Origin of the sequence: Methylocystis sp. (assembly GCF_050246715.1) — a bacterium.
Taxonomy (GTDB): Bacteria; Pseudomonadota; Alphaproteobacteria; order Rhizobiales; family Beijerinckiaceae; genus Methylocystis.
The window spans coordinates 172096-196130 of sequence record NZ_JBFWVN010000002.1 but is presented as its reverse complement, the minus strand read 5'-3'; the positions used below and the strand labels follow the sequence as shown (position 1 = coordinate 196130).

Annotated in this window: 22 protein-coding genes; 11 read left to right on the top strand and 11 right to left on the bottom strand. The window is 62.2% G+C overall.

Going from position 1 to position 24035, the window contains the following annotated elements; genetic code table 11:
* Positions 1-81 precede the first annotated feature (81 nt).
* The 4 genes from rpoB to yidD all read left to right on the top strand — a co-directional run bounded on the left by rpoB (position 82) and on the right by yidD (position 9694).
* Positions 82-4221 (top strand): DNA-directed RNA polymerase subunit beta, encoded by a 4140-nt coding sequence (gene rpoB / locus AB7I51_RS02200; protein ID WP_428403126.1) that lies wholly within the window; start codon positions 82-84, stop codon positions 4219-4221.
* 172 nt (positions 4222-4393) lie between these two features.
* Positions 4394-8572 carry a DNA-directed RNA polymerase subunit beta' gene (rpoC, locus tag AB7I51_RS02195; protein ID WP_428403127.1) on the top strand — a complete coding sequence of 1393 codons (4179 nt, stop codon included), beginning with the start codon at positions 4394-4396 and terminating at the stop codon, positions 8570-8572.
* Positions 8573-8678: 106 nt separating this feature from the next.
* Positions 8679-9176, top strand: coding sequence for an AAA family ATPase (locus AB7I51_RS02190; RefSeq protein ID WP_428403128.1), 498 nt, complete (start codon positions 8679-8681; stop codon positions 9174-9176).
* 161 nt (positions 9177-9337) lie between these two features.
* Positions 9338-9694, top strand: coding sequence for a membrane protein insertion efficiency factor YidD (gene yidD / locus AB7I51_RS02185; protein WP_428403129.1), 357 nt, complete (start codon positions 9338-9340; stop codon positions 9692-9694).
* Here the strand turns inward: yidD and AB7I51_RS02180 are convergent.
* From AB7I51_RS02180 to AB7I51_RS02155, 6 genes are all read right to left on the bottom strand, one after another.
* Complete coding sequence (locus tag AB7I51_RS02180; RefSeq protein ID WP_428403130.1) at positions 9691-10260, bottom strand: L,D-transpeptidase; 570 nt, start codon at positions 10258-10260, stop codon at positions 9691-9693. The two genes, yidD and AB7I51_RS02180, sit on opposite strands and share 4 nt — an antisense overlap.
* Before the next feature lie 62 nt (positions 10261-10322).
* Positions 10323-10979 (bottom strand): phosphoribosyltransferase, encoded by a 657-nt coding sequence (locus tag AB7I51_RS02175; RefSeq protein WP_428403131.1) that lies wholly within the window; start codon positions 10977-10979, stop codon positions 10323-10325.
* A 19-nt stretch (positions 10980-10998) separates the two neighbouring features.
* Entirely contained in the window at positions 10999-12045 is a 1047-nt protein-coding gene (locus AB7I51_RS02170) for a hypothetical protein (protein WP_428403132.1), read from the bottom strand.
* A gap of 14 nt (positions 12046-12059) precedes the next feature.
* Positions 12060-13490, bottom strand: coding sequence for an RtcB family protein (locus AB7I51_RS02165; protein WP_428403133.1), 1431 nt, complete (start codon positions 13488-13490; stop codon positions 12060-12062).
* Positions 13491-13505: 15 nt separating this feature from the next.
* Positions 13506-13952 carry an archease gene (locus AB7I51_RS02160; protein WP_428403134.1) on the bottom strand — a complete coding sequence of 149 codons (447 nt, stop codon included), beginning with the start codon at positions 13950-13952 and terminating at the stop codon, positions 13506-13508.
* Positions 13953-13962: 10 nt separating this feature from the next.
* Positions 13963-14526 (bottom strand): cold shock domain-containing protein, encoded by a 564-nt coding sequence (locus AB7I51_RS02155; RefSeq protein WP_428403135.1) that lies wholly within the window; start codon positions 14524-14526, stop codon positions 13963-13965.
* Between the two features lie 162 nt (positions 14527-14688).
* Between AB7I51_RS02155 and AB7I51_RS02150 the strand changes: the two genes are divergently transcribed.
* From AB7I51_RS02150 to AB7I51_RS02140, 3 genes are read left to right on the top strand one after another with little or no spacing between them, the layout of a single operon-like run.
* A complete protein-coding gene (locus tag AB7I51_RS02150) occupies positions 14689-15339 on the top strand; it encodes a dienelactone hydrolase family protein (protein ID WP_428403136.1) in 651 nt (216 codons plus the stop codon).
* A gap of 58 nt (positions 15340-15397) precedes the next feature.
* Positions 15398-16900, top strand: coding sequence for a ribose-phosphate diphosphokinase (locus AB7I51_RS02145; protein ID WP_428406101.1), 1503 nt, complete (start codon positions 15398-15400; stop codon positions 16898-16900).
* Between the two features lie 51 nt (positions 16901-16951).
* Entirely contained in the window at positions 16952-17794 is an 843-nt protein-coding gene (locus tag AB7I51_RS02140; protein WP_428403138.1) for a GNAT family N-acetyltransferase, read from the top strand.
* A gap of 18 nt (positions 17795-17812) precedes the next feature.
* Here AB7I51_RS02140 and AB7I51_RS02135 read toward each other — a convergent pair whose 3' ends face one another.
* The gene (locus AB7I51_RS02135) at positions 17813-18490 is read right to left on the bottom strand and encodes an SOS response-associated peptidase (protein WP_428403139.1); all 678 of its coding nucleotides are present in this window, start codon (positions 18488-18490) and stop codon (positions 17813-17815) included.
* A gap of 17 nt (positions 18491-18507) precedes the next feature.
* On the bottom strand, positions 18508-18807 hold the full coding sequence (locus AB7I51_RS02130) for a hypothetical protein (protein ID WP_428403140.1): 300 nt from the start codon (positions 18805-18807) through the stop codon (positions 18508-18510).
* Between the two features lie 345 nt (positions 18808-19152).
* On the opposite strand from AB7I51_RS02130, the gene AB7I51_RS02125 reads away from it, so the two are divergent.
* The 3 genes from AB7I51_RS02125 to AB7I51_RS02115 are packed head-to-tail and all read left to right on the top strand — an operon-like array spanning position 19153 to position 20308.
* Positions 19153-19389, top strand: a complete 237-nt coding sequence (locus AB7I51_RS02125; protein ID WP_428403141.1) for a hypothetical protein — start codon at positions 19153-19155, stop codon at positions 19387-19389.
* Between the two features lie 31 nt (positions 19390-19420).
* Entirely contained in the window at positions 19421-19720 is a 300-nt protein-coding gene (locus AB7I51_RS02120; RefSeq protein WP_428403142.1) for an antibiotic biosynthesis monooxygenase family protein, read from the top strand.
* A gap of 30 nt (positions 19721-19750) precedes the next feature.
* Positions 19751-20308, top strand: a complete 558-nt coding sequence (locus AB7I51_RS02115; protein WP_428403143.1) for a peroxiredoxin — start codon at positions 19751-19753, stop codon at positions 20306-20308.
* On the opposite strand, the gene AB7I51_RS02110 is transcribed toward AB7I51_RS02115, so the two are convergent.
* Positions 20292-21212: a dimethylarginine dimethylaminohydrolase family protein gene (locus tag AB7I51_RS02110; RefSeq protein ID WP_428403144.1), complete on the bottom strand. Its 921-nt coding sequence runs from the start codon at positions 21210-21212 to the stop codon at positions 20292-20294. The genes AB7I51_RS02115 and AB7I51_RS02110 overlap by 17 nt on opposite strands.
* A gap of 134 nt (positions 21213-21346) precedes the next feature.
* Here AB7I51_RS02110 and AB7I51_RS02105 point away from each other — a divergent pair, with 134 nt between their 5' ends.
* Complete coding sequence (locus AB7I51_RS02105) at positions 21347-21763, top strand: Lrp/AsnC family transcriptional regulator (RefSeq protein WP_428403145.1); 417 nt, start codon at positions 21347-21349, stop codon at positions 21761-21763.
* A 4-nt stretch (positions 21764-21767) separates the two neighbouring features.
* Here the strand turns inward: AB7I51_RS02105 and AB7I51_RS02100 are convergent, their stop codons facing one another.
* Positions 21768-23207, bottom strand: a complete 1440-nt coding sequence (locus tag AB7I51_RS02100) for an ATP-binding protein (protein ID WP_428403146.1) — start codon at positions 23205-23207, stop codon at positions 21768-21770.
* Positions 23204-23923, bottom strand: a complete 720-nt coding sequence (locus tag AB7I51_RS02095) for a response regulator (RefSeq protein ID WP_428403147.1) — start codon at positions 23921-23923, stop codon at positions 23204-23206. The genes AB7I51_RS02100 and AB7I51_RS02095 overlap by 4 nt, the downstream gene beginning before the upstream one ends.
* Positions 23924-24035: the final 112 nt, after the last annotated feature.

The window sequence follows — 24035 nt, the reverse complement described above, 5'->3', positions numbered from 1 at the left end:
CGATGAAGAACGCCTGACGGGCAAAGGACGTCTCGCAGCGGGACGGTCGGCCCCCATGAAGAAAGAGGCTCGAAAGGCGACATGGCTCAGACGTCGGCGAGAAAGTTCACCGGTCGCAAGCGCATCCGCAAATTCTTCGGTCATATCCGCGAAGCCGCGGAAATGCCCAATCTGATCGAGGTCCAGAAGGCCTCCTACGATCAGTTCCTGCTTGTCGACGAGCCGAAGGGCGGCCGTCCTGACGAGGGGCTGCAGGCTGTCTTCAAGTCCGTCTTTCCGATCTCCGACTTTTCGCAGGTCTCCCTGCTCGAATTCGTGCGCTACGAATTCGAAGCGCCGAAATATGACGTCGACGAATGCCGCCAGCGCGGCATGACCTACGCCGCGCCGCTCAAAGTGACGCTGCGGCTGATCGTGTTCGACGTCGATCCCGACACCCAGGCGAAGTCGGTCAAGGACATCAAAGAGCAGGACGTCTACATGGGCGACATGCCCTTCATGACGTCGAACGGCACCTTCATCGTCAACGGCACCGAACGCGTCATCGTCTCCCAGATGCATCGCTCGCCGGGCGTGTTCTTCGACCACGACAAGGGCAAGAGCCATTCCTCGGGCAAGCTGCTGTTCGCCGCCCGCATCATTCCCTATCGCGGCTCCTGGCTCGACATCGAATTCGACGCCAAGGATATTGTCTATGCGCGCATCGACCGTCGCCGCAAAATTCCGGTGACGTCGCTGCTGTTCGCGCTCGGCCTCGACGGCGAAGCAATTCTGTCGACCTTCTACAAGACGATCGCCTACACGCAGGACGGCGAGAACTGGCGCATGCCCTTCGACGCCGAACGCATCAAGGGCGTGAAGGCCGTCGCCGACATGATCGACGCCGACACCGGCCAGGTCATTCTCGAAGCCGGCAAGAAGCTCGCCGTGCGCGCCGCGCGTCAGCTCGCCGAAAAGGGCGTGAAGGCGATTCGAGTCGCGCCCGAGGACCTCTACGGACAATATCTCGCACAGGACCTCTTCGATCCGGAGACCGGCGAGATTTTTGCCGAAGCCGGCGACGAAATCACCGCCAAGACGCTGCCGTCGCTGATCGAAAAAGGCTTCGACGAACTGCCGGTTCTCGACATCGATCACATCAATGTCGGCCCTTACATCCGCAATACGCTTGCGGTCGACAAGAATTCGAACCGCGAGGAAGCGCTGTTCGACATTTATCGCGTCATGCGTCCGGGCGAGCCGCCGACGATGGACACGGCGGAAGCCATGTTCCATTCGCTGTTCTTCGATCCGGAACGATACGACCTCTCGGCGGTCGGCCGCGTCAAGATGAACATGCGCCTCGATCTCGACGCGCCGGACACGACGCGCACGCTGCGTCGCGAAGACATCATCGCCGTCGTCAGGGCGCTCGTTGATCTCCGCGATGGCCGCGGCGAGATCGACGACATCGACCATCTCGGCAACCGCCGCGTACGCTCGGTCGGCGAATTGATGGAGAATCAGTATCGCCTGGGCCTGCTGCGCATGGAGCGCGCGATCAAGGAGCGCATGTCGTCGGTCGACATCGACACGGTGATGCCGCAGGACCTGATCAACGCCAAGCCGGCGGCGGCGGCGGTGCGCGAGTTCTTCGGCTCGTCGCAGCTGTCGCAGTTCATGGACCAGACCAATCCGCTGTCGGAGATCACCCACAAGCGTCGTCTTTCGGCGCTTGGGCCGGGCGGACTGACGCGCGAACGCGCCGGCTTCGAAGTGCGCGACGTGCATCCGACGCATTACGGCCGCATCTGCCCGATTGAGACGCCTGAAGGTCCCAACATCGGCCTGATCAATTCGCTCGCGACCTTCGCCCGCGTCAACAAATACGGCTTCATCGAAGCGCCTTACCGCCGCGTGCGCGACAGCAAGGTGACGGGCGAAGTCGCCTATCTCTCGGCGATGGAAGAGGCGAAATATCACGTCGCCCAGGCGAACGCGCCGGTCGACAAGGACGGCAATCTGACGGAAGACCTCGTGCTCTGCCGTCACGCCGGCGATGTGATGCTGGTGCCGCGCGAAAAAGTCGACGCGATGGACGTGTCGCCCAAGCAGCTCGTGTCGGTGGCCGCGGCGCTGATTCCGTTCCTCGAGAACGACGACGCCAACCGCGCGCTCATGGGATCGAACATGCAGCGCCAGGCGGTGCCGCTCGTGAAGGCCGACGCCCCGCTCGTCGGCACCGGCATGGAGCCGGTCGTCGCCCGCGACTCTGGCGCAGCGATTTCGGCGCGCCGCTCGGGCGTGGTCGACCAGATCGATGCGACCCGTATCGTCGTCCGCGCGACCGAAGAACTCGATCCGGGCAAGCCCGGCGTCGACATCTATCGGCTGATGAAATTCCAGCGCTCGAACCAGTCGACCTGCATCAATCAAAAGCCGCTCGTTCGCGTCGGCGATCTTGTGCAGAAGGGCGACATCATCGCCGACGGCCCCTCGACGGACCTTGGCGATCTGGCGCTCGGACGCAATGTGCTCGTCGCCTTCATGCCGTGGAACGGTTACAACTTCGAGGACTCGATCCTTCTCAACGAACGCATCGTCAAGGACGACGTGTTCACCTCGATTCACATCGATGAATTCGAGGTGATGGCCCGCGACACCAAGCTCGGTCCGGAAGAGATCACCCGCGATATTCCCAACGTCTCCGAAGAGACGCTGAAGAATCTCGACGAAGCTGGCATCGTCTATATCGGCGCCGAGGTGCAGGCGGGCGACATTCTCGTCGGCAAGATCACGCCCAAGGGCGAAAGCCCGATGACGCCGGAAGAGAAGCTTCTGCGCGCCATCTTCGGCGAAAAGGCCTCCGACGTGCGCGACACGTCGCTGCGCGTGCCGCCGGGCGTTCAGGGCACGATCGTCGAAGTGCGCGTCTTCAATCGCCACGGCGTCGAGAAGGACGAGCGCGCCCAGGCGATCGAGCGTGAGGAGATCGAGCGTCTCGCCAAGGACCGCGACGACGAGCTCGCGATCCTCGACCGCAACGTCTATGCGCGCCTCGCCGAGACGCTGATCGGCAAGGCGGCCGTCGCCGGCCCGAAGTCGTTCAAGAAGGGCGAGAAGCTGACTCAAACGATCCTCGACGAATATCCCCGCTCGCAGTGGTGGACCTTCGTCGTCGAGGATGACGCGCTGATGGCGTCGATCGAAGCGGTGCGCAAGCAATATGACGAGTCGAAGAAGGGGCTCGAAAACCGCTTCCTCGACAAGGTCGAGAAATTGCAGCGCGGCGACGAACTGCCGCCCGGCGTGATGAAGATGGTCAAGGTCTTCGTCGCGGTGAAGCGCAAGATTCAGCCCGGCGACAAGATGGCCGGCCGTCACGGCAACAAGGGCGTCGTCTCGCGCATCGTGCCGCAGGAGGACATGCCGTTCCTCGAGGACGGCACGCCTGTCGACATCGTGCTCAATCCGCTTGGCGTGCCGAGCCGCATGAACGTCGGACAGATTCTCGAGACTCATCTCGGCTGGGCCTGCGCCGGTCTCGGCAAACAGGTCGCCCAGGCGGTCGACGCCTATTATCGCAGCAAGGACGTCAAGCCGCTGCGCAAGACGTTGACCGACATCTACGGCGACGACCGGGAACTCGCTGCGCTCGACGAGGCGAGCCTTGTCGAAGTCGGCAAAGACTTGAAGCGCGGCGTGCCGATCGCGACGCCGGTCTTCGACGGCGCCCGCGAGAAGGACATCGTCGACATGCTGGCGAAGGCGGGACTCGCCTCGTCCGGACAGGTGACGCTCTTCGACGGACGCACCGGCGAGACCTTCGACCGCAAGGTGACGGTCGGCTACATCTATATGCTGAAGCTGCATCACCTCGTCGACGACAAGATTCACGCGCGCTCGATCGGCCCCTACTCGCTCGTCACCCAGCAGCCGCTGGGCGGCAAGGCGCAGTTCGGCGGCCAGCGTTTCGGCGAAATGGAGGTCTGGGCGCTCGAAGCCTATGGCGCCGCCTATACGCTGCAGGAAATGCTGACCGTGAAGTCGGACGACGTCGCCGGCCGCACCAAGGTCTATGAGTCGATCGTGCGCGGCGACGACACTTTCGAGTCGGGCATTCCGGAAAGCTTCAACGTGCTCATCAAGGAAATGCGTTCGCTGGCGCTCAACGTCGAACTGACCAATGCGGAGCCGGAAGAGGAAGCGCCGCCGACGGCGCCTGCAGAGGCGGCGGAGTAGCGCGTGATCGCCGCCATCGTCATTGCGAGCGAAGCGAAGCCATCCAGAGCAACGGCTAACGAACTGGATTGCTTCGTCGCTACGCTCCTCGCAATGACGGCGTGAACAGAGAAATTTTACGGCGCACGGATCACGGCCCGATGCCGCATCCGCCGCGCCCCAGGAGAAGACCATGAATCAGCAAGAGGTCATGAATCTCTTCAATCCGGTCGTGGCCACGCAGGCCTTCGATCAGATTCAGATTTCGATCGCGAGCCCGGAGAAAATTCTCTCCTGGTCGTACGGCGAAATCAAAAAGCCCGAGACGATCAACTACCGCACGTTCAAGCCCGAACGCGACGGCCTGTTCTGCGCGCGCATCTTCGGTCCGATCAAGGACTATGAGTGCCTGTGCGGCAAATATAAGCGGATGAAATACAAGGGCGTCATCTGCGAGAAGTGTGGCGTCGAGGTGACGCTTGCGCGTGTGCGGCGCGACCGCATGGGCCATATTTCGCTCGCGGCGCCGGTCGCGCATATCTGGTTCTTGAAGTCGCTGCCCTCGCGCATCGGTCTGCTGCTCGACATGACGCTCAAGGATCTCGAGCGCATCCTCTACTTTGAGTCCTACATCGTCATCGATCCGGGTCTGACGCCGCTCAAGGAGCGTCAGCTGCTCTCGGAAGAGGAATATCTGCGCGCCCAGGACGAATATGGCCAGGACACGTTCACGGCCATGATCGGCGCCGAGGCGATCCGCAAACTCCTCGAATCGATGGACCTCGAGGCGATCGCCGCCAGCCTGCGCATCGAGATCGCCGAGGCGAAGACCGAGCTCAAGCCGAAGAAACTCGCCAAGCGCCTGAAGATCATCGAGGCGTTCATTCAGTCCGGCAATCGTCCGGAATGGATGATCCTCAAGGAAATTCCGGTTATCCCGCCGGATTTGCGGCCGCTTGTGCCGCTCGACGGCGGCCGTTTCGCGACGTCGGATTTGAACGATCTCTACCGCCGCGTCATCAACCGCAACAATCGCTTGAAGCGGCTGATCGAACTGCGCGCGCCGGACATCATCATCCGCAATGAGAAACGCATGTTGCAGGAGGCGGTCGACGCGCTGTTCGACAATGGCCGGCGCGGCCGCGTGATCACCGGCGCCAACAAGCGCCCGCTGAAGTCGCTCGCCGACATGCTGAAGGGCAAGCAGGGCCGCTTCCGCCAGAATCTGCTTGGTAAGCGCGTCGACTATTCCGGCCGCTCGGTGATCGTCGTCGGTCCTGAGCTGAAGCTGCATCAGTGCGGCCTGCCGAAGAAAATGGCGCTGGAGCTGTTCAAGCCGTTCATCTATTCGCGCCTCGACGCGAAGGGCTATTCGGCGACCGTGAAGCAGGCGAAGAAACTCGTCGAAAAGGAGAAGCCCGAGGTTTGGGATATTCTCGACGAGGTCATTCGCGAACATCCGGTGCTGCTCAATCGCGCCCCGACCCTGCATCGCCTCGGCATTCAGGCGTTCGAGCCGGTGCTGATCGAGGGCAAGGCGATCCAGCTGCATCCGCTGGTCTGCGCCGCCTTCAACGCCGACTTCGACGGCGACCAGATGGCCGTCCACGTGCCGCTGTCGCTCGAAGCGCAGCTTGAAGCGCGCGTGCTGATGATGTCGACGAACAACATCCTGCATCCGGCCAATGGTCAGCCGATCATCGTGCCGTCGCAGGATATCGTTCTCGGCCTCTATTATCTGACGCTCGATCGCGACGGCGAGCCCGGACAGGGCATGGCCTTCGCGAGCCAGGGCGAGATCGAGCACGCGCTCGCCGCCAAGGCGATCACGCTGCACAGCAAGATCAAGGGCCGCGCCTGGACCTGGGACGAAAAAGGCAAGCGCGTGTCGAAGATTTTCGACACGACGCCCGGCCGGATGATGCTCGGCCAGCTTCTCCCCAAGCACACCAAGATTCCCTTCGACGTCGTCAACAAACTGATGACCAAGAAGGAAATCTCGAACATGATCGACACCGTCTACCGCAACTGCGGTCAGAAGGAGACGGTCATCTTCTGTGACCGCATCATGGCGCTTGGCTTCCGCGAAGCCTTCAAGGCCGGCATCTCGTTTGGCAAGGACGACATGGTCGTGCCGGAGACCAAGGAAAAAATCGTCTCCGAAACGCGCGCCGCGACCAAGGAATATGAGCAGCAGTATAATGACGGGCTGATCACCCAGGGCGAAAAATACAACAAGGTCGTCGACGCCTGGATGAAATGCACCGACAAGCTCGCCGAGGAGATGATGCAGCGCATCTCCGCGGTGCGCAAGGACGAGCACGGCCGCGACATGCCGATCAACTCGATCTATATGATGTCGCATTCGGGCGCGCGCGGTTCGCCGCAGCAGATGAAGCAGCTCGCGGCGATGCGCGGCCTGATGGCCAAGCCCTCGGGCGAAATCATCGAGAGCCCGATCATCTCGAACTTCAAGGAAGGCCTCACCGTCCTTGAATATTTCAACTCCACGCATGGCGCCCGCAAGGGCCTCGCCGACACGGCGTTGAAGACCGCGAATTCGGGCTATCTCACGCGCCGCCTCGTCGACGTCGCGCAGGATTCGATCATCTCTTCGACCGATTGCGGCACCGAGAATGGCATCCGCATGCGCGCGATCATCGACGCGGGACAGGTGGTCGCGTCGCTCGCCTCGCGCATTCTCGGCCGCACCGCGGCTGAGGATCTGATGGCGCAGGACGGCAAGACCGTCATCGTGCGCGCCGGCGACATGATCCAGGAGCAGCATGTCGACGCGATCAACGCCGCCGGCATTCAGGAGGTGAAAATCCGCTCGGTCCTGACCTGCGAAGCGACGAACGGCGTTTGCGCCAAGTGCTACGGACGCGATCTCGCGCGCGGCACGCCCGTCAATATGGGCGAAGCGGTCGGCGTCATCGCGGCGCAGTCGATCGGCGAGCCGGGCACCCAGCTCACCATGCGCACCTTCCACATCGGCGGCGCGGCGCAGCTCGCCGACCAGTCCTTCATCGAGTCGAATTTCGAGGGCAAGGTGCATGTGCGCAACCGCCATGTCGCCCGCAACTCGGACGGCGACCTCATCGTCATGGCGCGCAACGTCGCCGTGGTGATCCTCGGCCCCGACGGCGCCGAACGCGCCGTCAACCGTATCCAATACGGCGCCAAGCTGAAGATCGACGAAGGCGACAAGATCAAGCGCGGCCAGCGCATCGCCGAATGGGACCCCTATACCCGGCCGATCATCAGCGAGGTCGACGGCGTCATTGGCTTCGAGGATCTCGTCGAGGGCCAGTCGATGTCGGAGACCGTCGACGAATCGACCGGAATCGCCAAGCGCATGGTGATGGACTGGCGCCTCAACATGCGTTCGGCGAGCCTTAAGCCGGCGATTGTCATCAAGGGCGAGGACGGCAAGATCGCCAAGCTCGCCCGCGGCGGCGACGCCCGCTATCTGCTGCCCGTCGACTCGATCATCGCAGTCGAGCCCGGCTCCACGGTGAAGGCTGGCGACATTGTTGCGCGTATTTCGGTCGAGAGCGCCAAGACGCGCGACATCACCGGCGGTCTGCCGCGCGTCGCGGAACTGTTCGAAGCGCGCCGGCCGAAAGATCACGCGATCATCGCGGAAATCTCCGGCGTCGTGCAGTTCGGCAAGGACTATAAGAACAAGCAGCGTCTCTCGATCGTCCCGCAGGAGGAAGGCGCCGAGCCGGTCGAATATCTCATCCCGAAGGGCAAACATATTCACCTTCAGGACGGCGACGTCGTCGAAAAGGGCGATTACATCGTCGACGGCAATCCGGCGCCGCACGACATTCTGGCGATCAAGGGCGTGGAGGAGCTTGCCGCCTACCTCGTCAACGAGATCCAGGAGGTCTACCGGCTGCAGGGCGTCAACATCAACGACAAGCACATCGAAGTGATCGTGCGTCAGATGTTGCAGAAGGTCGACATCGTCAATCCGGGCGACACCGGCTTCCTCGAAGGCGAGCAGGTCGACAAGCTGGAGCTCGAAGAGGCGAACGCCAAGGCGATCGAGAATGGCGGCAAGCCCGCAAGCGGCACGCCGGTGCTGCTCGGCATCACCAAGGCGTCGCTGCAGACGCGCTCCTTCTTCTCGGCCGCCTCCTTCCAGGAGACGACGCGCGTCCTCACCGAGGCCGCCGTCAACGGCAAGATCGACCCGCTGGTCGGCCTCAAGGAGAACGTCATCGTCGGCCGCCTGATCCCGGCCGGCACCGGCGCGGCGATGTCGAAGTTCCGCTCAATCGCCGGCGGCCGCGACGAACTGATCATCGAGCAGCGCGCCGAAGCCGCCGAACCCGCCCCGGCCCTGCCGCCGGCGGAGTGAGACGACTCAAAGCGCTGAAAATCGAAAAGGCCGCCCCGAAACGGGCGGCCTTTTTCGATCTAATGCCGAGTTTCGTTTTCGAATTCCGACGTGGCGGATGACGATCGTGACTACTCATCGACCCACCCTCCATTTAGTCTGCGGCAAGATCGCGGCCGGAAAATCGACGCTCTGCAATCGCCTCGCCGCGGAGCCAGCGACCTTGCTCGTCAGCGAAGACCGGTGGATTAAGCGCCTTTACGGTCCCGAATTGCATTCGGTAGAGGATTATGCGCGTTACTCGGCGCGCATCCGCGATGTGATGGGCCCGCATGTAGAGGATGTGCTGCGCGCGGGGCTGTCGGTCGTCCTGGATTTCCCGGCGAACACTGTCGCTACTCGCCAATGGATGCACGGCATTTTCGAAAACGCCGGGGTCGCGCATCAGCTTCATTATCTAAAAGCTTCAGACGCTCTTTGTAGAGCGCGTATGCATGCGCGTTACGCGCGCGGCGAGCACGAGTTTCTTGTAACAGACGATCAGTTCGATTTGATCACGAGCTATTTTGCGCCTCCGGCGCAGGATGAGGGTTTCAATACCATCTTCTATCGAGAATCGGACTGATGCACCCCCGGCCAATTCTCAGAGATCGCCATCCTTCCCCCATTTCTCCTGCGCACCGAACATTGCATGCTGCGCTCAATGCAAGGCCGCTGTCTCGCTCGGGCTCGGCAAATGAGGCGCGCGCCCTTCAGATTTGCGTCCGGCGGAAATAGATTGCGGTTGTGCCGACCCTCCTTTCTCTGCTGCAATCCCTCCCCGCCCGCGCGGCGCGCGGGCTGATCCTTTTCTATCGCGTCACCTTCTCGGCGATCGCCGGGCGCTTCTGCCGCTATGCGCCGACCTGCTCCGAATATGCCGACGAGGCGATCGCGCGCCATGGCCTATGGGCCGGCGGCTGGATGGGTTTTGCGCGCGTCTGCCGCTGCCGGCCTGGCGGCGGCGCGGGATTCGATCCTGTGCCTGAAAGGCTGCGCGCCGATGCCGGCCCGCTCACGCCCTGGCGCTATGGAGTCTGGCGCCAGCGCCCGGTCTGCGAGGCCGTAAAGAGCGAAAACGACATAAAACCCGAGTCGCCTTAATTGAGCACGACGACTTGCGTGCCCACCTTCACGCGGCCGTAGAGATCGACGACATCGTTATTGGTCATGCGGATGCAGCCAGACGATACGGCGGCGCCGATCGTGTCCGGCTCATTGGAGCCGTGAATGCGGTATTGGCTTGAGCCGAGATAAAGCGCGCGTGCGCCAAGCGGATTGTCCATGCCGCCGGCCATATGGCGCGGCAGGTCAGGCCTGCGCTTGAGCATCTGCGGCGGCGGACTCCAGTCCGGCCATTCGCGCTTGCGCGAAATTGTTTTCACGCCAGACCAGGTGAAGCCCATCCGGCCAACGCCGACGCCATATTCGATCGCGCGCCCGTCGCCGAGCACATAATAGAGCCGACGATCCTTGGTCGAGATGACGACCGTTCCGCGCTTATATTGCGGATGGCGCCACGAGACGACCTGCCGCGGTATCGCCTGCTCGCGAAAGACATTGAAGAAGTCGGCGAGCGGTCCCCGATTGATCGGGCTGTCGAACGCCTCCGCCGGCGCCACCATGACGAGAAGCGCCGCCAGAACTATTGATCCGCCTTTAGCGCGCATGGCTGATCTCCTGAAAGCCGCAAAGCGAGCTTTTTCGGGGATTGTGGCTGATTTCGGGTCGACTACGCGCCGCTAGCCTTCCTGGCGCATCGATCGAGAATGTCGATTACTTCGTCGTCGCTGATCTGACGAAAATCCCGATAGAAAAACCCGATTGCGCCGAAGGCGCGATGCGTCTCGAGGCAAATGATTTCATCGACTTCCGACGCCAGAGATTCCAGCGTATCGGGCGGCGCGACCGGCACGGCCAGCACCAGCTTCTTTGGCCCGCGCGCGCGAACCGCGCGCAGCGCGGCGCGTGTCGTCGCGCCGGTGGCGACGCCGTCGTCGACGACGATGGCGACATGTCCCCCCGCCTCGGGTCGCGCGCGATTGCCGAGATAGAGCTGGCGGCGACGCTCGATCTCTTCAAGTTCGCGCGCGCACACTTCTTCAAATTCCCGCTCGCTGACATCGGCCATGGCGATCACGTCCTCATTGCGCACGACGACCGGATTTCCGCCGTCGGCCACGGCGCCCATCGCTAGCTCCGGCTGAAAAGGCACGCCGATCTTTCTGACCAGCACGAGATCGAGCGGCGCATCGAGCGAATTCGCGATCGGCTCGGCGACGGGCGCGCCGCCGCGCGGCAGCGCGAAAACGACGACATCCTCGCCCTTGAATTTTTCGAGCTCGGCGGCGAGGCGGCGTCCGGCGTCAGTGCGATCATAAAAGGACATGTCGTCGCCTCACCTTTTTCTATGCGCCGGCGGCGAGCGCCGATTGCGCGAGATTTAGATAGCGCGTCGCCAGCGGCTCCCATTTCGCCGGCTCTCGCGGCGTTGCGTCGAGAAGATGCGCCACCGACTGCCGCGCGCGCAGCGTGGCGCGCCAGGCGGCGTAAAGCGAAACCAGGCGCCACGGCGGTTCGATTGAGAGGCGCTGCGCGACTTTGTCGACGAGCTTAGCGCCGATCGTCTTCGCGCCGATGAGCGCGCATTCGACGCCAAGATAGGCAAGCTCGTCGAAAGGATCGACCTGCCGCAATTCGGCGTTGAACTCCAGACAGTCGAAGATCGCGATTGGGTCGCGAAAGCAGATATGCTCGGGACGCAGATCGCCATGGCCGTCAACGATGCGGCCTGCAAGCACGCGCTCCTGCAACTGCGCGCGGCTCTCTGAGAGTCTTGCGTCGAGAAGGTCGAGCAGAATCGGCGTACGTCCATGATCGAGCGCGAAATCACGTCGCGTCAGAATGTCACGATTCTTTTCCTGCTCGCGAAAAAACCGCAGCGCGTAATCCTCGGCGCCGATCGAGGAGCGTTCCGCATGGCGATAGAAATCCGCCAATGTCTCGCTGAGCGCGTCAATATGCGCTGTGGTCAGACGGTCTTCGGCAATCAGCCGATCGAGCATCGCTTCGCGCGGCAGGCGATGCATTGCGACAAGCCAGTCGACGGCCTCGCCATCGCCGCCAAGCGCCAGACCCTGCGCGGCGCTGAAGGTCAGCGGCACGACGCCGAGATAAATGTCGGCCGCCAGCCGGCGATTGAGGCGCGCCTCCTCGCGACAATTATGTTCGCGGGCTTTGATCGTCGAGAAGTCGAGAAAAGGATAGCGCACCGGCTTCTTGAGTTTGTAGACCCTGTCGCCCGCGAGAAACACGTATGACATATGCGTTTCCAGCACGCTCACCGACACTGGAACGTTCGGATAGGCTCCGGGCGCGCTGAGATATCGAACCTTGTCGGCGGTCGAGGGCGGCGCGCGAACGGCGCGCGCTTGGTTATGAGAGATTGGCTCCATCGTCGCGTCGCTTCTCAGCCTTTGACGCAGATGAGCGGCTTGAGAAAGGCGACCTTTTTCGCCAGTCCTGCGGCCTCCGCGGAATCGACGACCGCGCCAACATCCTTATAGGCGCCCGGCGCTTCTTCAGCGACCCCGCGCAGCGATGGACTCTTGACGATGATTCCCTGAGCGCGCAGATCGTCAACGACTTTGCGTCCGCCCCAAACGCGCGTCGCCGCATGACGGCTCATGCGCCGCCCTGCGCCATGACAGGCCGAGGAAAACGCCTGACGCTCGCTCGTCGCCATGCCGGCCAACACATAGGAGCCTGCGCCCATGCTTCCGCCGATGAGCACCGGCTGTCCGTAAGGTCGCAGCGCTTCGGGCAGACTCTCATGACCAGGCCCGAATGCGCGCGTCGCGCCCTTGCGATGGACAAAAAGCTGGCGCGTTTCGCCATCGATCGCATGGCGCTCGACCTTGCAGGTGTTGTGAGAAACGTCAAACATGAGTGGCAATTCCTCATTCTCGAAGAACTTGGCGAAGACCTGTCGCGCCAGATGGCCAATGATTTCACGATTGGCCAGCGCGCAGTTGATCGCCGATCGCATCGCGCCGAGATATTTCTGTCCGAGGCCAGACTTTATCGGGGCGCAGGCCAATTCACGATCGGGCAATTCGATGCCGTAGGCTTGCGCCGAAATCGCCATTTCCCGCAAATATTCCGTGCCGATCTGATGGCCGAGACCACGTGAGCCGCAATGAATCGTCACGACGCATTCGCCCTTGACGAGGCCGTATGCGGCGGCGGTCTTCGCATCGAAAATGTCGACAACTTCCTGCACCTCGAGGTAATGATTGCCTGAGCCGAGCGTGCCCATTTCGCGGCGCTGGCGTTTGCGCGCATGTTCCGACACGGCGGCGGGATCGGCGCCCGACGCGCATCCTCCCTCCTCGATCCGGTCGAGATCCTCGGCGCGCCCGAAGCCGCGCTCGATCGCCCATTGCGCGCCGCCGAGCAGCATGGCGTTCAAGCCCTGCTCATCGAGGGCGATCTCTCCTTCAGAACCGACGCCTGCCGGAACATGCTCGAAAAGCGCGTCGGCAAGCTCCTGCTGAACCGAAACGATCTGTGCGCGCGTCAAATGCGTCAAATGCGTCCGCACGCCGCAAGAAACGTCGAACCCGACGCCGCCGGCGGACACGACGCCTCCCTCATCTGCGTCGAAGGCCGCGACGCCGCCGATCGGAAAACCATAGCCCCAATGCGCGTCGGGCATGGCGTAGGAAGCGCGAACGATGCCCGGAAGCTTCGCGACATTGGTCACCTGATCGAAGACCTTGTCGTCCATTTCCTGCATCAGGTCTTCGGTCGCGTAAATGATCCCCGGCACGCGCATCCCGCCGAACGGCGCAACCCGCCACGCCGTGTCCGAAATCTTCTCGAAACGGGAAACATCCATGCCATCCTCCCGTTGCTATACGTCGACCACGCATTGCGCCCGCCACAGTCCCGGCCGATCTTCGACGAAGGCGAGTTCGGTGTAGGTCGCGCCTTTCGCTTCCACGGCAGGTTGATGTCGCGCGCGCGACACCGATTCGCCGAAAGCGCGGCCCTTAAGGCGATAATGATCCTCGATCGTCGCCTCGAAGGCTCCGAACAGCATTCGCCGTTCCGCCATCTCGTAAATGAGCGCGTTCAGCCAATCGACGAGCAGCAGATCGAGGCTCGGCGCTTCGACGTCCACGTCTATCGTATGCTCCAGCCGAACGGCTGCCGGATCGAGGATCGCCGCCATCATCGCGAACGCGGCCTGCTCGCAGGCTTCGCCCGGCGTCGCGCCATAGCCGCGCACCCCGATGTCGGCGTCGTGCGGAAAATGCTCCCAGCGCCCGGTCGCGATATGATCGCCCGCTGCGGACATGACACTAAGATTAGCCAGCGTCGCCGCCAAGCGGGGTGACGCGGCTGGCTTGCGGGCCCTCTCGGCCCTCCTCCTCCCGGTAGCGCACGCGCGCGCCGGGCCTCAACGCGGCAAATCCCGGCCCCTCGACGCTGTTGCGGTGAAAGTAGATTTCTCGGCCATCCGGCGCCGCGATGAAGCCGTACCCATCCTCCGGCGACATTTGCTTCACAACGCCGGTCGGCGCGTTCTCGTGAAGCTTGACCTTGCCGCGCATGCGCCGCACCTGGTCCTGCAGCCGCCGCCGCGCCCGTTTGAACGCATCGTTCAGCGCGAAATCGAAATCCTGAAAGCGCTCGTCGAGATGCGGCGTGCGCTCGATCGCAACCTCGCGTCTGTCAGGCAAAACGAGATGGAGATTGATCTCATAAAGCCCTCCGGTACGGTGATGCGCGCCCGGGCCTTTCACGACGACGCGACAGGCTGTCGCACGGCCGTAGCGTTCCTCAAGTTTTTCTATCAGACGCAGTATTTTTTCCTGCCGGTCGGATGACGGCTCAACCCCTTGAAAATCGATCTTCGGCTGCGTTTGCATGCGAAAAATCCTCCCCAAGCTGAGACGGACAGGCGAGCGCCCTTAGATAAATATGGCGAGGACTGAGCGGCTTCTCCAGATAGACGACTAAAGGAGCGACGCCATCTAGGACGCCAAGCGGGCTCGACCAGCTGAAGCGTCAGTACGAACGAGGTCCAGAGGATGACGAACGACTCCAGTACAATCGATGTCGCGATCGGGCCGCATCGGCTCGAGGGATCGCTATTCCTGCCTCAAGACCCGAGGGGGCTAATCATTTTTGCGCATGGCAGCGGCTCCTCGCGTTTCAGCCCGCGCAACAGATATGTCGCCGAGCGACTTCTTGCGCAGGGATTCGCGTGTCTGCTGTTCGATTTACTGACCGCCGAGGAAGGCGACTATCGCCGCAACGTCTTCGACATCCCCCTGCTCGGCGCGCGCGTCATCGAAGCGATCGCCTGGGCCGGCGCCGAGAGCGACGTGTCTCGCCTGCCGATCGGCCTGTTCGGAGCCAGCACAGGCGCCGCAGCGGCGCTCACGGCTGCGGCCGAGGAGCCCCGCGTGGCGGCCGTGGTCTCGCGCGGCGGCCGTCCCGATCTCGCGGGCGACGCGCTGCGGCGCGTTCAAGCGCCGACATTGCTGATCGTCGGCGGACTCGATTACGGCGTCATCGAGCTCAATCGCAGCGCGCAACAATCGCTCAGCTGCCGCAACCGTCTCGATATCGTCCCGGGCGCCACCCATCTTTTCGAGGAGCCGGGCACGCTGGAGAGCGTCGTCGAGCGCGCGACAAAATGGTTCATCGACCATCTTGATGCGACCCGCGACGAATAGCTCCATTTGCGCGAGCTGCGCGAGGATAGAAAGTCTTAAGCAAATGACGACGATGGTGATGACCGACCCGCCGCTCAAGCGGCTGTTCGACCGGCTGGATTTCGCCCCGCAACCGAAACGGTTCGAACTCCAGATCGTGCATGAGCGCTGGGAAGCGGCCCGCGACGGCGCCGTGGCGGCGAAGCGAAGCGCCATCAGCTTCGCGCCACAGGAGCGCAACGCAGCCGAAACCGTCTTCGTGCATCGATTTGAAGGACCGGGCGACGACGGCGTTCTGACCGAAGGCGTGTCGGCCGCCGCGACATTGCTCGGTCCCTGCCGCATCGGCGACAGGCTGAGCGAGGCGACGGATCGCCGCGGCGCGGTGCGGCTGCGTCGTCTGCTTAAGGAAGTGCGGCGCTCAGGCCAGCCTGTGCTGGCGCAATACACCGGCGTTGAACATGGCCGCGATCGCGCTATTGTCGAAATCCTGGCAATGCCGCTTTCCGAAGACGGGCGCACGGTCGATTCGGCGCTAGCCGCCATCTCAGCGCATGTCTTAGATGGCGCGCCGGCGCGGACGCCGCGCGAATCGGATGGCGGGCTTGCGCTGTTCGCGCTTGGCGCCAACGCCGCGTTTGGCGAAGACGTCGCGCAGGCGCTCGGCGCCGAACTGACGCCGCTCGAAGACCGCGAATTCGAAGACCGCGAGTATAAGATCCGGCCGCTCGAAAATGTGCGCGGCCGAGACTGCTACGCCGTCTTTACTCTGCATGGCGATCATGTCGCGAGCAGCGCCGACCGGCTGTGCAAACTATTGTTCTTCATCGGCGCGCTGAAAGACGCCGGGGCCGCGCGGGTCACAGCCGTCACGCCCTATCTCTGCTTCTCAAGAAAAGATCGGCGCACGAAGCCTCGCGATCCGGTCACCACGCGCTACGTCGCGCAGCTCTTCGAGGCGATTGGCACCGACCGTCTGATCTGCATCGATGCGCATAACATCGCCGCATTCCAGAACGCCTTTCGTTGCGAGGCGGTCCATCTCGACGCGCAGTCGCTTTTCGCGCGCCGCGTCGTCGCCGATGTCAAAGACTCGCCTATCGCCGTTGTGTCTCCTGACCTTGGCGGCGAGAAACGCGCTGAACTGTTCCGGCTGCGGCTCGAACGCATGCTGAAGCGCCCTGTCGCCAAGGCGTTTATGGACAAATATCGCAGCGAAGGTCGCGTCGTCGGCGACATTTTCGCCGGCGACGTCAAGGATCGCATTGCGATCATCATTGACGATTTGATCGCCGGCGGCGGCACGGTGGCGCGCACCGCCGCGGCATGCCGCGCCAATGGCGCCGCCGACGTCTGGGCGGCGGCGACGCACGGCGTCTTTTCCGAAGCAGCGGCCGGCGTGCTCGCCAACGCTCCGATCGACAGGCTGATCATCACCGACTCCGTGCCGCTCGCGCCCGCAATCGCGACCGCGCTCGGCGATCGCCTGACGCTGGTCAGCGTCGCCGGTCTCGTCGCCGAGGCGATCCGCAGGCTGCACGCGAACGGTTCGATCACGCAGCTTCTTGAAGAAGGGCCCTAGCCGGCGGCGACGCGAGTTGCGCCATACGACGAGTCGCGCCACAAGCCTCAGATGAACCTGGACGACCTCGTCATTCGCCGCGTGTCCCAAGCCGAGCTTGATATCGCGCTCGATTGGGCGGCGGCCGAAGGCTGGAATCCCGGCCTCCGCGACGCCGAGAGTTTCTACGCCGTCGATCCCGACGGATTTTTTCTTGCGGCATGCGCGGGCGAAGCTTTGGGCTGCATTTGCGCCACCGCCTATGATGAGGCTTTCGGCTATGTCGGACTGCTCATCGTTCGCCCGCCCTTTCGGGAAAAAGGCGTCGGCCTTCGACTCTTGAATGTCGCGATGCGGCATGTGCAGGGACGCAATGTCGGGCTCGACGCCGCGATCGCCATGCAAGACATTTATCGGCGATACGGGTTCGAGTTTGCCTATCGCAACATACGCCATCAATGCGTCGGCGGCGGCAAAGCCCCGACAGATCTGACCGAGCTTGCCTCCGTTCCCTTTGACGAAATCCTGCGCTACGACGCCACTGTCTTTCCGACGGCGCGCGCGAAATTTCTTTCGCGCTGGATTGCTCAGCCGGGCGGCGCGGCGCTTGCCTTCATGAGGCGGCGACAGCTCGCGGGCTATGGCGTGCTGCGCGCGTGCCGAGAAGGGTACAAGATCGGGCCGCTGTTCGCTGACGATCCAGAGATCGCCGACGCGCTGTTTCAAGGCCTGCGCGCGCGGGCGGCAGGCGCGCCTTTATTTCTCGACACGCCCGAAGCAAATCCCGAGGCGATCGAATTGGCGAAGCGGCGCGGGTTGACGCGCCTTTTCGACGCCGCGCGCATGTTTACGCGTGGAACGCCGCCGGGACGCATCGAACATTGTTACGGCGTGACCACCTTGGAGCTTGGATAGTTCACGCGGCGCGGCCTATTAGGAAGCGGCTGCGGCGCTTGGTGTGATCAGCGTCGGATCGTCATCGGCCTCGTTCGAACGGTTGACCCGCCGCGACACGACCCATTCCTGCAAGGCGTCTTCGGGCGCCGGCCGAAGCAATGAAGCGGGATCGTCGCCCGTCAGCCATGTTTTGGCGTCGCGCCAGTCGAGTATGATCGGCATGCGATCATGAAAAGGGCGCATCCAATCATTCGCCGGACCGACGATAATCGTCGCCGACTCGATCCGCGCATTGCTCTCAACGTCGCGGCAGCTGTCCCACAACCCGGCGAATGCGAGGGGGCGGCCGTCGCTCGCCGAAAAATAATGGGGCGTCTTGGCGCCCTTCGGGCCGGTCCATTCATAAAAGCCCGACGCCGGAATGATGCAGCGGGTCTTGGCGAAGGCGGAGCGAAACATCGGCTTTTCGGCGATCGTTTCGGCGCGCGCATTGAAGGTCGCCGGCAGTTCGCGCAGCGGCTTCTTCCACCACGAGGGCGCGAACCCCCAGCGCATTGGAACGAGTTCGTTGCCTGCGGGCGACGGCCTGATGACCTCGATCATCGTCGTCGGCGCCACATTGTAGCGGGGCTGCAGATTGCGCGGCTGGCCGATCAGGTCGGCAAGCCGCTGCAGCTCCTCCCAAGACAAATGCTGGGTAAAGCGCCCGCACATCGGGCGAGAGGACCTTTCTAATAGTAGCGCCGATGGCGACGGTAATATGGGCGCGGCGCCGTCGCCGCGCCAATGATCGCGCCGCCGGCCGCGCCGACCGCCGCCGAGGCAAGCGTCGGCCCAGCGAGTCCGCCCGACGCGAGCGCGCCGATTCCGGCGCCGCCGAGGCCGCCGATCATGCCGCCGCCGAGCGCGCGTTCGGCGGGCGTATAGCAGCCATGGAGCGGCGCGGAGGCCGCCAGGAGCGTCGCAAAAAGGAGAGCTTTCTTGGCCCGCCGAACCGTGGCGATGCTGTGCATATTCATTTCCTCATTCATGCCGTTCGTGGCCTGCGCTGACGCGCCGCCGACGCCAGCCCCCTATCCGAATGAACCCAGATTTGCGCCAGAACGATGGCTTGGCGGCGAACGGCGACAGCCAACGCGGACAAGGAGGCGCAAGACTTATGTCTTGCCGCTCTTTCAAATAGGAATATTTAGAAAGACGATTTTTGAAAGATTTCCGAGGAAAGCTTACTCGTATTGACGAAGCGAATAGCTTGTTAAATCTTTGTGCGATGCAAGCGGCGGCGCCGACTCGTCAAAACCCGAACGCGCGTCCTTAAGCGACAGGACCAGCGTCGACGCCGCCCGCTGTCCGCCGATCTTTGAAGGAGAAAAGCATTGTGCGATCTCGCGAAAGAAAGAAAACGCATTGATTCGATCCTTGACGAAGCGATGAGCCAGGATCCGGTTCGAATGTCGATCGACGAAGTCGAACTCGCCGGTTACGGGCTTGCGGCGCTGCACCGCCACTATGCGCTGTCCTGTCCGGACGAATGCATGCGCAAGAGATGCGATGAATTCGCCGCGCTCGTGGCGATGTCGCGTCGCGCCCAGCGCGCGCGGCAGACGGCTTGAGCGACTCAAGGAACAGGAAGAGGAACGCGCGATGTTCATGGCGTCGAATCAGTTCAGGGTCGTCAAGGGCTGCGAGGAGACATTCGAGACGGCTTGGAGAGAAACCAGCGTCCGGCTCAGAGAAGCGACGGGGCTGATCGGCTTTCGCTTTCACAAGGGACGGGAGATCGGTCCGCATGTGCTCTATTTCTCGGTCACCATGTGGGAGACGGAAGAGCGCTTCATCGATTGGCGGCGCGCCGAACTTTATGGGACGCCAAACATCGGACCGCGCTGCGCCTCTCGGCTCGAAGAGTTCGACGCAGCCGTTTCAAGAAGCAATCCGCAATAGAGCGCCGATGACGTCTCAAGGAGAATGAACATGTTGGGAATTGGCGACAGACTGCCGAATTTCGCCGCCATCGGCGTGAAGCCGGGATTTAACGAGATCGAAGAAAATGGCGAGACGGCGTTCGAAACGCTGAACGAGACGAGCTTTCCGGGAAAATGGAAGGTGATCTTTTTCTATCCGAAGGATTTCACCTTTGTTTGTCCGACTGAAATCGCCGGCTTCGCCGCCCTGTCGCAGGATTTCGCTGAGCGCGACGCGGTCGTTCTCGGCGGCTCGACGGACAATGAATTCGTGAAGCTGGCCTGGCGGCGGGACCACGGAGACTTGAAGAATCTGCCGATCTGGCAATTCGCCGATTGCAAGGGTGAGCTGATCGACGGCCTAGGCGTGCGTTCGCCTTCCGGCGTCGCCCATCGCGTCACCTTCATCGTCGATCCCGACAATGTCATTCAGCATGTCTATGCGACGAATCTCGACGTCGGCCGGTCGCCACAGGATACGCTGCGCGTGCTTGACGCGCTGCAGACCGGCGCGCTCTGCGCCTGCAACCGGCCGCCGGGCGGCGAAACCCTCAGCCCCGCGGCGTGAACTTACGGGCGGCGCCGGGCAATTCCAGCGTCAAACATTTTGCTGCGCCGCCCGCCTTCATGAATTCGGAAAGCGGAGTCTCGACCGGCGTGAAACCAGCGTCGATCAGGCGCGCGCGAAGATCGTCCGAACAGGCGTTGAGAAAGATGCGTCCGGCGACCTCGACGGCGTTGCAGGCGAAAGAAAGCGCGTCCTTCTCGCCGACTTCGATCCGCCTCTCGGCGGGAACGATCGCTCGGATCGCTTCTTGTGACGCAAGGTCGAAAGCCGCCGGATAATACATCAGCCAGCCGCCGCTCAGCGGACAGAAACATGTGTCGAGGTGATAGAAGCGCGGATCGACGAGTTTCAACGCGATCGTTCGCCTCGAGAAAATCCTTTCCAGATGTCTGGGCGCTTCTTCTCCAGAGCGCCAGCCATAGCCGCACCAGACGATGTTGCGGGCATGGTCGATGAGCGCATCGCCCGCGCCTTCAAACGCGACATTGTCGGGCCAAGGCGCGATCGAATAGCCCTGCGCCTCGAACCAGTCGCAAAACAGACGCTCCTCCGGGCGCCGCTCCCTGGCATGGAACCGACTCACCACCGCCTTGTCGCCGATCGCCAGCCCCGCATTGGCTGTGAAGACCATGTCCGGCAAGCCGGGCGTCGGCGCGACGAAGGCGATGTCGCTGTGCGCCGCCAGACTGCTGCGCAAATTCTCCCATTGCGCCTGAGCGCGCTCCAGCGTCGCTTGGCCGACCTGATTTTCCATCCAGGGGTTGATGATGTAGTCGACGCCGAAAAAGTCCGGGGCGCACATGAGAATGGCGCCACGGCGGTACGCGGATGACGGGACAGCGGCGTCGCGCGCAGCCGCCAAGGGCGAATCGCCGATCACGGCGACGTCAGCGTCGAAGTCCATCAGCGATTCCTCTAACATTGTCGGCAAGCCTAAAGCCTGTCGACGCCAATCAAAATGGCCATAACCTATCGATTTGACTGTAATTTTGTGAAATCCGTCATACATATTGATCAATTCGTCAGAGGCGGACAGCCATGGATGACCTCGACCATCGATTGATCGCCTTGCTGCGAACCGACGCGCGCGCCTCCCTGTCTCAGCTCGCCAAGGCGCTCGGCGTCTCGCGCGGAACTGTCCAGAACCGACTTGATAAGCTCATCGCTTCGGATGTGATCCTGGGCTTTACCGTTCGGTTGAAAAACCCGGCGACGCCTGATCGCATTCGCGCGATCATGATGGTCGAAGTCTCCGGCATGAGTTCCCGTCGCGTGGCCCATGCATTGCGCGGGCTGCCGCAAATCCATGCGCTGTACAGCACCAACGGGTCGTTCGACCTCATCGCTGAAATCGAATGCGCCAATCTGGAGGAATTTGATCGCGTGCTGTCGAGCGTAAGAACGATTGAGGGAATCGCCAGAAGCGAGACGAGCCTGCTGCTCGCGCCGGCCTGAATTTTTAAAGATGCGCTGGCGCGGCTTTCGATTCGGCGACGCTTAGTTTCTCGTCGCGTTCCCGTGCGCGCGGCAAGATCACGCGAGCGATCAATCCGTGTGGTTTCCGGTCGAGCAGCGTTACGGAACCGCCATGATGCTCGACAAGCGACCGCACGATTGACAGTCCTAGTCCAAAGCCGCCGTGCTGATCGATCGTGCGGCCCGGCTGACCACGCACGAAGGGTTCAAATGCGGTCTGCTTGCCCTCCGCCGTAATCCCGGGCCCGTCATCGACCACGTCGACCTGAAGCCGTCCATCCGGGCGCTCCGACAGGAAGATGTCTACGGTCTTCGCATAATGCGTCGCGTTTTCGACGAGATTAGTGAAAATGCGTTGCACGTCGCAGAGCGATCCGAAGATCATCTTATGGCCGTCGCCATTGTAGGTCACGTTATGGCCGAGGTCGCCGAATTCGTCGGCGACCGTTTGCAGAACGCTGTCGAGATCAATGAGAGACGTGTCGCATTTGTCGTCTCCTTCAGCGCGAAGATACTGAAGATTCTTGAATAGCATCGTATCCATGAGATCGATGTCGCGCATCATGCGCTGCTGGAGTCCGTCATCGGAAACGAACTCCGTCTTCAGCTTCAGCCGGGTGATGATGGTTCGCAAATCATGGCTGACGGCTGCGAGCACATGAGCTCTTGCGGCGATCATCTTGCTGATGCGCGCCTGCATGCGATTGAGCGAGCGCGTCAATTCGCGAACCTCATACGGTCCCTGTTCTGTCAGCTGCGTCGTTGGGTCGACGTCGTTTGGAATCTGCTCGGCATATTTTGCAAGCCGTCGCAACGGCGCCATGATCGCGTTCAGCGCCCAGAATATGAAGATGGCCGTGAAAAGGATAAAGGACAGCGCGGTTCGTGCGCCCTGCGTCAGGATGAAAGGCTCATCCTCCGCATGCTGCCAAAGCCACCGCCATATTGAGCGCGGCGACTTTTGATGCTGGGCGATCGAAATCGTCGCATAGCCGCCTTTGTGCAATTCGACGGCGAGAACGCCGTAATCGCCCGGCGCCGAACCCTCGACTTTGAACACGTCCGCGCCGTCCCACAACAATGAATCGATATGCCGAATTTCATTATCGAAGGCGATGTCGCCGCTGCCTGTCGAGGAAACCGCGATTGGAGGACGCGACTCCTGAATCGAGATATTGGCGTAAGGAACGGCGTGAGAAAGCGCTGATATGACGTCGGCGCGCTCGGAGCGCGGCGCGACGTCCAAAGCGACGATGATGCTCGCGATGAAGTCGCCCTGGTCGACAATGTGGCGCCGCCCGAACACGTGAAACATGCCAATGACGATGATTTGGAAGGCGACGATCGACACGAGAATAAGCAGCGTGATCTGCACGGCGAGCTTGTTGAGCGGGAAACGCCATGGAACGCGTGTCGAGTTCATGCGCGTGCAACCTGTGTCGAAAAAATATACCCCTCGGACCGCACCGTCTGGATGAATGCGGGCTTCTTTGGGTCCGTTTCTATCTTCTGTCGAAGCCGGCTGATCAGAACGTCAATGCTCCGTTCGAAGGGCCCGGAGGTCGGGCCATGGGTCATGTTGATCAGTTGCTCGCGCGTCAACACGCGATTCGGGTTTTCGCACAGCGCATGCAGCAGATCGAATTCTGCGCCGGTCATGGCGACCTTTATTCCGCAAGGCGCGACGACTTCTCGAGCAAGCACGTCGACGCGCCAGCCCGAGAAAAGATAAGCCTGCCGCACGGCGCGCCCGTCCACGGGGGTCGGCGTCTCGGTTCGCCTCAGGACGGCGCGGATGCGCGCCAGCAATTCGCGCGAATTGAACGGCTTGACGATGTAGTCGTCGGCGCCCAATTCGAGCCCCAATATCTTATCGATATCCTCAGACTGCGCCGTCAAAATGATGATCGGGATGCGTCTTTCGGATCGGACGCGCCGGCAAATCGACAAACCGTCTTCGCCAGGCAGATTGAGATCGAGAATAAGCAGGTCGTAGGCGCCCGCGCCGAAAGCGGCGTCCATCTCCTCGGCGTTCGCGGCCACTTTCGCCTGGATGTCGTGCGTTGCGAGATAAAGCGAGATGAACTCGCCGATTTCGGCATCGTCTTCGACGATCAGGATTGAAACGGGGGAAGTCAAAGGACGGACAATCGCTTTCGTTGAGGTTGGCGGAACCTAACAATGCAGCGTTTCTAGAGAGTTTCCACCAAAAAATCAGTTGCCGGCGCCGGGTTTGGACGCCTTTTGGGGT

Excerpts from the sequence above, each read along its gene's own strand:
- AB7I51_RS02155 (WP_428403135.1), bottom strand. The coding sequence starts at position 14,526 with ATGCAAACGCAGCCGAAGATCGATTTTCAAGGGGTTGAGCCGTCATCC.
- AB7I51_RS02120 (WP_428403142.1), top strand. The coding sequence starts at position 19,421 with ATGTTCATGGCGTCGAATCAGTTCAGGGTCGTCAAGGGCTGCGAGGAG.
- AB7I51_RS02130 (WP_428403140.1), bottom strand. The coding sequence starts at position 18,807 with ATGAATGAGGAAATGAATATGCACAGCATCGCCACGGTTCGGCGGGCC.
- AB7I51_RS02145 (WP_428406101.1), top strand. The coding sequence starts at position 15,398 with ATGACCGACCCGCCGCTCAAGCGGCTGTTCGACCGGCTGGATTTCGCC.
- AB7I51_RS02115 (WP_428403143.1), top strand. The coding sequence starts at position 19,751 with ATGTTGGGAATTGGCGACAGACTGCCGAATTTCGCCGCCATCGGCGTG.
- AB7I51_RS02105 (WP_428403145.1), top strand. The coding sequence starts at position 21,347 with ATGGATGACCTCGACCATCGATTGATCGCCTTGCTGCGAACCGACGCG.
- AB7I51_RS02175 (WP_428403131.1), bottom strand. The coding sequence starts at position 10,979 with ATGTCCTTTTATGATCGCACTGACGCCGGACGCCGCCTCGCCGCCGAG.
- rpoB (WP_428403126.1), top strand. The coding sequence starts at position 82 with ATGGCTCAGACGTCGGCGAGAAAGTTCACCGGTCGCAAGCGCATCCGC.
- AB7I51_RS02140 (WP_428403138.1), top strand. The coding sequence starts at position 16,952 with ATGAACCTGGACGACCTCGTCATTCGCCGCGTGTCCCAAGCCGAGCTT.
- AB7I51_RS02100 (WP_428403146.1), bottom strand. The coding sequence starts at position 23,207 with ATGAACTCGACACGCGTTCCATGGCGTTTCCCGCTCAACAAGCTCGCC.
- AB7I51_RS02180 (WP_428403130.1), bottom strand. The coding sequence starts at position 10,260 with ATGCGCGCTAAAGGCGGATCAATAGTTCTGGCGGCGCTTCTCGTCATG.
- AB7I51_RS02135 (WP_428403139.1), bottom strand. The coding sequence starts at position 18,490 with ATGTGCGGGCGCTTTACCCAGCATTTGTCTTGGGAGGAGCTGCAGCGG.
- AB7I51_RS02170 (WP_428403132.1), bottom strand. The coding sequence starts at position 12,045 with ATGGAGCCAATCTCTCATAACCAAGCGCGCGCCGTTCGCGCGCCGCCC.
- AB7I51_RS02110 (WP_428403144.1), bottom strand. The coding sequence starts at position 21,212 with ATGGACTTCGACGCTGACGTCGCCGTGATCGGCGATTCGCCCTTGGCG.
- AB7I51_RS02160 (WP_428403134.1), bottom strand. The coding sequence starts at position 13,952 with ATGTCCGCAGCGGGCGATCATATCGCGACCGGGCGCTGGGAGCATTTT.
- rpoC (WP_428403127.1), top strand. The coding sequence starts at position 4,394 with ATGAATCAGCAAGAGGTCATGAATCTCTTCAATCCGGTCGTGGCCACG.
- AB7I51_RS02165 (WP_428403133.1), bottom strand. The coding sequence starts at position 13,490 with ATGGATGTTTCCCGTTTCGAGAAGATTTCGGACACGGCGTGGCGGGTT.
- AB7I51_RS02150 (WP_428403136.1), top strand. The coding sequence starts at position 14,689 with ATGACGAACGACTCCAGTACAATCGATGTCGCGATCGGGCCGCATCGG.